Source organism: Streptomyces sp. NPDC056527 (genome assembly GCF_042794475.1).
Lineage (GTDB): Bacteria > Actinomycetota > Actinomycetes > Streptomycetales > Streptomycetaceae > Streptomyces.
Genome location: NZ_JBHTTQ010000011.1, coordinates 121,441 through 132,340, shown reverse-complemented (window position 1 = coordinate 132,340; position 10,900 = coordinate 121,441). Strand labels below are relative to the sequence as shown.

Here is a 10,900-nt window from a genome sequence, read left to right as displayed (position 1 = left end):
TCACCATCACGCAACGCAGCACCCAACGGCTTCACCACCACCGTCACCACACCCTCACCCGGCACAAACCCATCCGCACCCGCATCGAACGGCCGCAGGGCATTGGTGGGAGAGAACGACCGGAGTCGTGCGCCGAGCTGGAAGTACTGCGGTGACATCGCCAGGTGCACCCCGGCGACGATGGCCTGTTCGCACTCGCCGTCGCGGAGGCTTCGCACCGCCGTGTGCAGGGCGACCAGAGACGACGAGCACAACGTGTCGATCGTCATGCTCGGCCCGTGCAGATCCAGGAAGTAGCTCACCCGGTTCGCCAGGATCGCGTTGTGGTTGCCCAGGCCCGCCGCCGTCTGTACGACGTCGCCGACGACCATGTCGCGGTAGTGCTGGTAACTGGCGCCCACGAACACACCGGTGGAACGCTGGGTCTTCCCCGCCAGGCCGGCGTCCTCCAGGGCCCGCCAGGCGGACTGGACGAGATGGCGCTGCTGGGGGTCGATCCACTCCGCCTCGGCGGGCGACAGCCGGAAGAACCCGGCGTCGAAGTCGGTCAGCCCTTCGACGAAGCCGGCCCGCCTGAGGTAGACGGTGCCGGGCTTGCCCTCCGTGCCGTAGTACGAGTCGATGTCCCAGCGGGATGCGGGCACCTCGCTCAGGCAGTCCACGCCCTCCAGCAGGACCTGCCACAGCTCCTCGGTGTTCCCGGCGTTCGGGAACACCCCGTCGAAGCCGATGACGGCGATGTCGTGCAGGTCGACCTCATCGCGCACCGGGGCGACAGGCGGCTCGACCACCGACGCCTGCGCCTGCGCCTGGGGCTGCGCCTGGGACGACGCCGGAACCTGGGACGGCGCCGGATCCGAGGCCGGGAGCAGGGCCGGGGCCGGAGCTGCGTCCGTCGCCGGAACCGGAGCTTGGGCCACGTCCACCGCCCGCGCAGCCAACGACTCGCTGCGCTCCTCGTCCATGGCGGCCTGCGGCGCACCGCCCGCCTCCGGAACGCCCGGGTCGGCGGGCGCCGTGGTGACCCCGTATTCGTCCCTCAGCTCGGCGGCCAGGCGATCGACCGTGCCGACCTCCAGGACCAGCGTCACGGGTATGTCCACGTCCAGCTTGGCCCGGATGTCCTGCGCCAGCGAGACCGCGAGCATCGAATCGAGCCCCTGCTCTTGCAGCGGTCGGTCCGTCTCCAGCTCGTCGACGTCCAACTCCAGTGCCGCCGCCACCCATTGGGCCAGGGCGGTGTCGAGGGCTCCGGCCGACGGGCGGCCGGGGGCCGGCATCGGACGGTGACCGTTGGACACGCGCGCCGGAGTCGACGCCTGTATCGATGCCGGTGTCGGCGACACGGGCGTCGGCGACGAAGGCGCGGCACGGTGGCCGTTCCGCGTGTCGCCTCCCGTGGCCTCCGACGAGGGCGCCGGGGAGAGCCGCTTCCAGGTGATCCCACGAGCTTCCAGTACGGGTTCGTCGCCGTCGAGGATCACCAGGCTCGCGGTCAGCAGGCCGGAGTCCGGCCCGGTGTCCCGGTCCCGCCGCGCGTACACGCGTGCGGTGTCGGGAAGCCGGCCGAGGACGGTGAGCCGCTCGACGGTGAACGGCACGTACAGCCCCTGCGCTCCGCATGCGGCGAGCGCGATCTGGAAGGCGCCGTCGAGGAGTCGGGCGTCCACCGAGCCGGTGGTCCGCCCGTCGCCGCGCAGCACACCCATCGCCTGGCCGGGCCCCACGGACAGCGTGGACACGGTCCGGAAGCCGGCGCCGTAGCCGAGTCCGGCGCGTTCGAACGCGTCGTACATCGCGTCGAGGGCGACGGCGGTGAGGCCGTCGACGGCGGCCGGAGCGGCGAGCGTCGCCTGCTCGGGCCCGGTCACCTCGGCGTTGCAGACGAGGGCGCCGGTGCCGTCGCGGAAGGAGACCGTGGCGTTGTCGCGTTCGGCCGTGAGAGTCGTGGGGGCCTCGACGGCCGCCCGGAAGGTGAGGTCCCGCAGCCCGAACCGTTCAAGGCCGATGAGCTCGGCGACCTTGCCGGGGTACCCGGCACCCGGCAGGGTCGGCCTGCCGAGCACCAGGTGCTCCGCGGCCTCGGGGTGCTCGGTCCATGTGCTCTTCGTACGGCCGGACGCACCGTCGCGATTCGTACGGCCGGACGCACCGTCGCGGACGGGCTCGTTCGACTGCTCGGCGGGTTCCAGCCAGAGGTACTTCTCCGCGTGCGGAGCGGTGGGGAACCGTACGCCCGCCCGGCGCCGCTTCGCGGCGGGCAGTGCCGCGCCGGCGACGAACGCGCGCGCCGCCTCTGCGAGAGTCTCCCGGCTCGCTCCGGCGCCGACCGGCTCCGTGGCACCGGTCTCGGAAGCCACCCCCACATGGAGGGAGCGAATGTCCACGACCCCGGCCAGGAACAGCTGCAGCTTGTCCTCAAGCTGCTCGACGCTGTCCGCCACGCAGGCCAGCCGGTGTGCCGCGGCGGGCCGCCGCCGGCTCGCCTCGCTCAGCTCGTCCAGGGACGGGCAGTACGCGGAGCGCAGCATGAGGACGAGCCGGTGGGCCAGAGTGCGCAGCGCGTCGTCCGATCCCGCGGAGAGGATCAGCAGCCGTGGGCCGGGCTCCGTACCGTCCGATGCGCCGACGGGTCCCGCCTCGACCACCGCGTGGGCGTTCGCGCCACCGAAGCCGAAGCTGCTGATCCCCGCGACACGGGGGCCGCTGCCCCAGGGCAGCAGCCGGTCTGCCACGAACAGGGGCGAACCGTCGAAGTCGAAGGACTTGTTCGGGGTGTCGAAGTTCAACGACGGCGGGATGTGTGCCGCTTGGAGCGCCAGGATCGTCTTGATCAGTCCGGCGATGCCCGCGGCGGGCTCCAGATGCCCGATGTTGGTCTTGACCGAGCCCACCGCGACCGGTTTCCGGTCGGCCGGCTCGCCCAGGACCGCGTGCAGGGCTTCGAGTTCGATGAGGTCGCCCAGCTGTGTTCCGGTGCCGTGCGCCTCGATGTAGCCGATCTCGGCCGCGGTACGGCCGGAGCCGGCGAGCGCCTTGCGCAGGACGGCTTCCTGGGCCGGCCTGCTGGGCGCGGTGAGGAAGCCGGCGCTGCCGCCCGTGTGGTTGACGGCGGTGCCTCGGATCACGGCGAGGACGGGGTCGCCGTCGCGCTCGGCGTCGGCGAGCCGCTTGAGGATGACGGCACCGGTGCCCTCTCCTCGTACGTAACCGTCGGCGGCGTCGTCGAAGGTGCGGCACATGCCCTGGGGGGACAGCATCCCGTTACGGGCGAAGGAGCGTGTCTTGGTCGGGGTGAGAACGAGGTTCGCGGCCCCGACGACGGCGGCGTCCACGTCGCCGGCCCGCAGGTGCATGGCGGCTTGGTGCAGGGCGACGAGGGAGGACGAGCAGGCCGTGTCGACGGCGAAGCTCGGCCCGGACCAGTCGAAGACGTGCGACAGCCGGTTGGCGACCATCGAGGCGGCCGTACCCGTCGCCACGTGCGGGTCGCGGTATCCGATGCTGCGCGCCACGATCTCCGGGAAGTCGCTCGCGATGGCGCCGATGAACACGCCGGTGGCCGCGCCGAGGGACGTGTGGTCGTGGCCGCAGCTCTCCATGGCCTCGGCCGTCACGCTGAGCAGGGTCCGCTGCAGCGGGTCCATGCGGCGGGCCTCGCGGTCGGTCAGTCCGAAGCGGGCGGCGTCGAAGTACTCGACACCGTCCACCCAGGCCATCGGCACCTCGTCGGCGCCGACGTCGGACCACAGATGGGCCCAGCCGCGCTTGCCGTCCGGGGCGTGCCCGACGCTGGAAACCCCGCCGACGAGGTTCTGCCAGAACTCGTCCGGTGTGGTGGCGCCGGGGAACCGGCAGGCCATGCCGATGACGGCCAGAGCGCCGTCGTCGGCGGTCCGGGCGGGCTCAGCGGGGGTCGCTACCGCGGGCGCAGACTCTGCGGAAGCGGATGCTGGGGACACGGATGCCGCGGATGCGGTCGCCACGGGCGCGGGTTCGGCCGACTCCCGTACGGTCTCGGCATCGTCGGCCACCGGGTCGAGCAGCCGTACGACGCCTTCCGCGCCCAGCAGCCGGGCCAGCTTCACCGGCGTACCGGAGGCGAAGATCGACGGGGCGGTGACGGTCGCGCCCAGCTCACGGCCGAGCTGTACGGCGGCGAACGTGACGTTGACCGAATCGCCGCCCAGGTCGAAGAAGTTGGCATGCACGTCGAAGCCGGGGTGGTCCAGCGTCGCCGCGAACACCCGCGCGATCGACTCCGCCAGCGCCTCCGCCGTCAGTCCGGCCACCGCAGACTTCGGGAACTCCGCGGACTCCGGGGACTCCGTCAGCGTCGTGGTCTCCGTCGGCGTCGCGGAATCCGACGGACCGGTCGGCGCCACGGACTCCGACGGCTTCACGGACTCCGTCGGCGTCGCGGCAGCCCCGGGGGCCGAGGGGAGGATGGTGTCCCTCGTCGGCAACGGCAGCTTGGCGCGTGCCACCTTGCCGTTGTCGGTCAGCGGCAGGGCGTCCAGGTCGACATAGGCGTCGGGCACCATGTAGCCGGGCAGGGAGCCGCCGACGAACGCGTCGAGCCGGGACTTGGTCGGCGTACCGTCGCCCACCAGGTATGCGGTCAGCCGCGGTTCGCCGCGCCCTTCGAACCTCGCCGCGACGACCACGGCGGCGGTGACGCCCACGAACCTCTCCAGCACCCGCTCGATCTCCGCGGGCTCGATGCGGTTGCCGCGCACCTTCACCTGGGCGTCGCCACGCCCGAGCCACTCGATCGCGCCGTCCGGGTGCAGGCGTACCTCGTCACCGGTCCGGTAGAGCCGCACACCGGTCGCCGGATGGACGACGAAGACGTCCTTGGTGAGGTCGGGCCGGCCGGCATAGCCGCGGGCGAGTCCGGTGCCGGAGAGGTACAGCTCGCCGGTCGCTCCGGGCGCGCACGAATCCAACTCCCTGTCCAGGACATGGAGTTCCATGTTCGGCAGGGGTTCGCCCAGCGGCAGGAAGGAGCCCACCGAGGTGACCTCGTGGCACGAGGCCCAGATCGTCGCCTCGGTCGGGCCGTACAGGTTCCACAGGGCGCGGGCCGGTCCGAGCAGACGCTCGGCGGTGGCCGGCGGCAGCGCCTCGCCGCCGGAGAGCACGGTGAGCTCCGGATGCGGCGTCCAGCCGGTGCCGAGCAGCAGGCGCCACAGACTCGGCGTCGCCTGGGCCACGGTCACGTCGGCGGTGAGCTCGGCCAGTCGGGAAGGGTCGGCCGCGGTCTCACGGGAGGCCAGGACCACCGTCGCACCGACCGCGGGCCCGAGGAACAGCTCCAGCAGGGAGATGTCGAAGGCCACGGTGGTGTGTGCGAGCACCGTGTCGTCAGGCGAGACGCCCAGGCGTTCACCGATCCCGTTGAGGAAATTGGCGAGCGCCCCGTGCTCGACCTCCACGCCCTTGGGGTTGCCCGTCGATCCGCTGGTGAAGAGGACGTAGGCCAGGTCGGAGGCGGTGACCCGGGGCGGCACGGCCTGCGCCGAGCCGTCCGGCTCGGGCACGGTCCACGCGGGGCCGAGCGACGCGCCCAGGGCATGCGTACGGGCGTCGGTGACGATCAGGTCGCACTGCGAGACCTCCACGTACCGCTGCAGCCGCTCCACGGGGTACCCCGGGTCCAGGGGCAGGAAGGCCGCCCCGGCCCGCAGGATGCCGAGCATGGCCGGGAGCAGCGGGAGTTCCCGCTCCATCAGTACGCCGACCACCGCGCCGGACTCGATGCCCTGGTCGTGCAGGCGGGCGGCGATGGCGTCCGCCCAGGCGTCCAGGCCGGCGAAGTCCAGCGTGCGGGTGCCGCTGCGGACAGCGGTGGCGCGCGGTCGGTCGGCCACCGTGGCCGCGAAGAGGTCCAGGACCGTCCCGACCGCCGGGGCGGCGGAGCCGTCCGGCTGCGCGGTGAGCGGCTCCGGGGACCGGTCCTCGGACCGGGCCGAAGGGCCGGAGTCGGCGTGGAGTTCGGCCTTGGGCTCGGCGTGGGACTCACCCTGGGGTCCGGCGTGGGATTCGCCGTGGGACTCCGGGTGGGGCTCCTCGCCGTGGAGCAGGACCGTCAGGACCAGGTCCTCGACCTGCTCGGTGAACTCCAGCGCCTCGTCCTCGCCCATGGCGGTCTCGCGTACGAAGACCGTGGGCGGACCGTCCCGCAGGCAGAGCAGCGCGATCTCGGTGTGCGGTTCGGCGGACGCCTCTTCCCCCGCGCTGCGGTCCAGCACCATGACACGGGTGAAGCTCGGCTCGTCGGAGCCGAGCGGGCGGCCGGCCAGGCCGAGCCGGAGTTCGAGGTCGCTGGCGTAGCCCTGGCGGGCGGCCGCCTCGTCCAGCTTGTCCTGCAGGGACCGGGAGGTGTCGCCGTCGAACCGTACGGGGAATCGCGCGGCGGCGATGCCATGGGTCTGCTCCGCGAGGACCCGTGCGGCCGACGGCGACCAGGCGAAGTCGAAGGTCCGCTCGCCGGTGCGCTCGGCGACGACGGCGAGGAAGGCGCGGACGACCGCGACGGCCTCCTCCCGCGAACCGGGGGTGAGGGCCAGCTCGTAGCGGCCGTAGTGGGCCGCGGCGGCGGAGAAGTCGTCGGCGGGCAGCGGGGCGGGACGCAGCCCCTCCAGCCGTGCGCGCCACCACGGTTCGTGCGCCCGCAGCGCCTTCTGGGCGGCTGCGATGTCCGCGAGCCGCTCCGCGGAGACCGCGGGCAGCGGCGAGCCCGGGGCGATGCCGAGCCGCTGTGCGGCGGCCTGGCCGCTCAGCGCGCTCCCGTCGACCGCGGTGCAGTCGCTCAGCACGAGGTCGGCGTCCGGGGCGGACAGGGTGATGGCCGAGGTGGTCACCGACAGCACGGTGGTCTCGGTACGGGGGTCCTCGCGCGGGATCAGCCTGACCTGCCGTGTGAAGACCGCGCCCTGCTCTGTGACGAGGGTCGGCACCCCGAGCGGGTTCGGGAAGGAGCCGTAGTCCAGGGCCTTGGAGATACGTACGGCCTCGACGGCGGTGGTGCCGGCGTGGATGAGGCCACCGGACGCCATCCGCGCGGACCGTCGGTAGAACCGCCGCTCGCGGTCGCTCGTGTCGATCGGCTCGGGCAGGGTTCGCGCCACCACGTGCGGTACGAGATCGGCGAAGAGCTCGATGCCCACCTCGGCCGTCTCGTACGTCAGCGACAGGGCGGTGGAGTGGTCGCGGACCGGGAACCAGCGCTCCAGCAGCACGCCACCGGCGTCCACGGCCTCCGTCATCCGGTGCCAGGTCGCCGCGTGCCGGGACGCGCCCTCGTACAGCGCCCAGGCGGGGACGTGGCTGCCGGAGTAGCGGGGCAGCGGCCCGTCGTGGAAGTTGATCGCGGCCGTCGTCGGCAGGTCGAGGATCGCGGCGGGCAGGATCCGGAAGTTGACCATGCTGAACAGGTAGTCGAACGGCTGCGCGGAGAGCGTCGCCGACAGGTCGCCGCGCGGGTCGAGCACGGGGATCGCGTGCATGCCCGCCCAGGCCGTCACGGCGGGGTCGTCGCTGAAGACCCCCTCGATCCGCACGCCCGCGTCGAGGAGCTGTGCGGCGCACTGGGTCAGGACCCGGGTGCCGCCGATGATGAAGCAGTTGGCTGCCATGCTCACCCCGTGGCCTTCCCGGTCTCGAAGGCGTCCGCGCCGTCCTTGGCGCTCGCGTCGGCGTCCGAGCCGGCCTTGATGTCGGCGTCGGCGGCGGTCTTGGTGTCAGAGCCGGCCTTGGCCTCGGCGATCTCCACGGCGTCCGAGCCGGCCTCGCCGGCCCTACCGACCTCGGCGGCTGCGGCGGGCTCCGACACCGTCTCCGAACCCTCCGCCGTCTCGGCGGCGACCCAGGAGTCGATCTGCGAGACGACCTCCTCGTCGAGCGAGAGCTGCCCGGGCGTCCAGAGCGGGTTCGACAGGCCGCGGTGGGTCCGCTCGCACATCTCCCAGTCCTCGTAGTTCGCCTTGTCCCACAGCGCGAACACGGCCTCGTGGGAGAAGTCGCTCTTGGCGGTCTCGGAGGGGTGGAAGAGCCAGAAGTGCCGGACGAAGCAGGTGCCGGGACTCTCGGGCCAGACCCACTGCATCATCACGTAGTCGGCGGTGAACCCGAAGAGCAGATTGGGCAGGATCGTGATCCAGTTGATCTTCTGCCGGTCCGCCTCGGGGACCAGTTCCATCGGCGTACGGCCGCTGCGCCCGGTCATGGAGACGGAGTTGTAGCCGTTGCGGATCGACTGCCACGCCCCGACGATGTCGCCCTTGAGGCCGTAGGTGCCCGCGTCGTCGAAGTCGGTGATGCGGTGCAGGTCCTTGTGGGCCGTGGGGAAGTGCAGGCTCTCGTTGACGTTGTGCGCGACGAGCTTCCAGTTCGAGGCGACCGGATAGTCCTTCGCCTCGACGCACTCCAGGTCGGCGAGCTCGTAGACGCGCGCGAACTCGCCGAACTCGCCCAGTGAGGCGTCGAGATCCGGGGCGTCGTCGGACAAGGCGATGAAGACGACCCCGAACCTGACCTCGGTCCGCACCGGCAGCAGTCCGTTCTTCTCCTTCTCGAAGAAGTGGTCGAAGTAGGTGCCGTTGAGGCTCTTGAGCTTGCCGTTCCGGTCGTACACCCAGCAGTGGTAGAGACAGACCAGGCTCTGCCGCTTGCCGGTGGCCTCCTCCACGAGCTTGTAGCCCCGGTGCCGGCAGTAGTTGTGGTACGCCTGGATCCCGTCGTCGCCGTGGATGAGCAGCACGGATCCGGTGCCGATGTTCAGGGTGGTGTAGGCGCCCTTGTCCTTCAACCGGGAGACGTGGTCCACCGGGAGCCAGCGCCGCCCGTAGATACGGGACATCTCCCGGCGGTACTGCTCCTCACCGGTGTAGAACTCGTGCGACCTGCCGATGCCGCCCGTCTCGAAGTAGGGCCTTTCATCGTCCTGGTCACTGATGAGATCGAACATGCTGGACGCGCGCGTCATCTGCTGGTCTCCCTCAGAGGGTCAAGCGCATGGAGTGCAGTGCGGGAATGCCGAGGGCGTCGGGGCCTGCGAGTAGGCCGCACCGAGCCCCGGCAACGGTGGGGCTGCATGAAGAGTGATGGCGGAGAAGCGGTGCCGGGCCGGCCCGGGTGAGGCGCGGAGGCCTGGCCGACGGGCGGGCGGCTGCCGTCGGCATAGGGACGGGCGAGCCGAGCGGCTTCGTAGGGAACTCGGAAAGGACTCACCGGAGCACACGGGGCTCTCTGTGTGAGGGGTGCGCGAAGCACCGGCGTGAGGGCCGATGACGGCACCTCGACGCACGGCGCTTGGCATGGTGTGCCCCCGGTCGGGGCAGGTGCGGCGAACCGCCGACGGTCATCCGGCCGGGTCGTAGATCCGCTTCTCCTCCGGCACGCCCGCGGAGTCGTAGAGACGCTCCAGGGCGTCGGGCGCGTAGACCTCGTAGTCCGGTACGACTCCGCCGATCAGGCCGAGCATCTTGTCGGTCCACTCCTGGGTCGCGCTCATCGCGGACATCGTCGCCTCGAAGAACGGCGGGAGTTCGGTGAGTTCGCCGAGCGTCGTCGTGAAGTCGTAGACGCCCGCGCTCTCCTCGTCGCGCAGCTTGTTGTACTCGGCCAGCGCCTCTTCCATCGGCCGCTCGCCGGCCAGGCCCTGGTGGACGCGCTCGGCGAGGAGTTCACCGTGCAGGAAGGCGTCGGTGATGCCCCAGCCGGTGTACGGGTCCTTGTGGTAGCCGGCGTCACCGACCAGCGCCCAACCGGGGCCGTAGGCGCGGCGGTAGTAGTTGTCCGGGTAGCGCATGGGCTTGAACGCCTCTTCGCGCCTGCCCTGATCGCGCAGCTGCGCGCCCATCTCCGGCGAGACGTCGTCGAACACGCCCTGGAATCCGGCCTCGACGTCCTGGCGGAACTCCTTGAGCTGGCGCTTGGTACAGATGACGGCGAGCATGCTCACGCCGTCGTTCGTCGGCCAGGTGCCGAACCACTTCTCGTTGAAGCCGGTCTTGTGGTGCAGGCCCCAGTCGAGACCGCTGTAGTACGAGTAGTAGATGAAGCCCGCGGCGGGGCGCACGTTGTACAGCTCGGCGCCGACCTTCTTGGCGACCGTGGAGTGGAAGCCGTCGGCGCCGATGACGACGGTGGCACGGAACTCCCTCTCCGGCCCGTCCCCTTCGCGTCCGCGGATGCCCGTGACCCGACCGTCGGTGAAGACGAGGTCGGAGACGGTGAACCCTTCGATCACCTCGACGCCGGCGCGGCGGGAGGCGTTGACGAGGATCTCGTCCAGCACGGTGCGGCGGGGGCAGTAGACGGCGTCGATGCCGTCCACGGGGTCGGCGAACCCGTTGAGTTCTATGCCCCGGTAGGAGTAGTTCATCTTGCGGAGCGCCGGGGTCTTGGCCGCGATGATCTCGTCGAGCAGGCCCCACTCCTGGAGCTTCAGCAGGCCCGCCTGGTGGATGTAGTGGGTCGACACCGTGTCGCTGGGGAACGAGGCGCGGTCCACCACGAGGACCCGGTGTCCCTGTCGCGCCAGCAGCATCGCGACCGGCGATCCGGCGCAGCGTCCACCCACAACAATGACGTCGTACATACGAGCCCCCGTCAATTTGGTTTGAGGTACTGACGCACCGTTGGTCAGCGGCACGAGCACGATTCGGAGGCTATGAAAATCGACAGATGAAGGTCAAGCATCGGTAATGCCGGGGCAATGCACCGGCATCGACATCTCGCCACGCGAATGATTCATTCCGCCCGACGGGCGTACGAGATGCCCCAGTTCGCCCCCTCGGAACGGCCGACACATGTGCCGTGCATCACAATCGGACAGCCGTCCGAATCAGGCCAGCGGTACAAGAGATTCAGCCCTTCTGGCAAAGGAAGGTTA

The 10,900-nt window shown here is 71.0% G+C and carries 3 protein-coding genes; all 3 read right to left on the bottom strand.

Features of this window, described 5'->3' with window-relative positions:
* Nucleotides 1-7,640 (bottom strand): amino acid adenylation domain-containing protein (locus ACFQ7Q_RS09260; protein WP_383551637.1); only part of this gene is annotated, 7,640 nt, incomplete at its 3' end.
* A 2-nt stretch (nt 7,641-7,642) separates the two neighbouring features.
* On the bottom strand, nt 7,643-8,989 hold the full coding sequence (locus tag ACFQ7Q_RS09255) for an SRPBCC family protein (RefSeq protein WP_383551635.1): 1,347 nt from the start codon (nt 8,987-8,989) through the stop codon (nt 7,643-7,645).
* 375 nt (nt 8,990-9,364) lie between these two features.
* Entirely contained in the window at nt 9,365-10,606 is a 1,242-nt protein-coding gene (locus tag ACFQ7Q_RS09250) for an NAD(P)/FAD-dependent oxidoreductase (RefSeq protein ID WP_383551633.1), read from the bottom strand.
* Nucleotides 10,607-10,900: the final 294 nt, after the last annotated feature.

Coding starts and splice junctions, on each gene's coding strand:
- ACFQ7Q_RS09255 (WP_383551635.1), bottom strand. CDS start 8,989: ATGACGCGCGCGTCCAGCATGTTCGATCTCATCAGTGACCAGGACGAT.
- ACFQ7Q_RS09250 (WP_383551633.1), bottom strand. CDS start 10,606: ATGTACGACGTCATTGTTGTGGGTGGACGCTGCGCCGGATCGCCGGTC.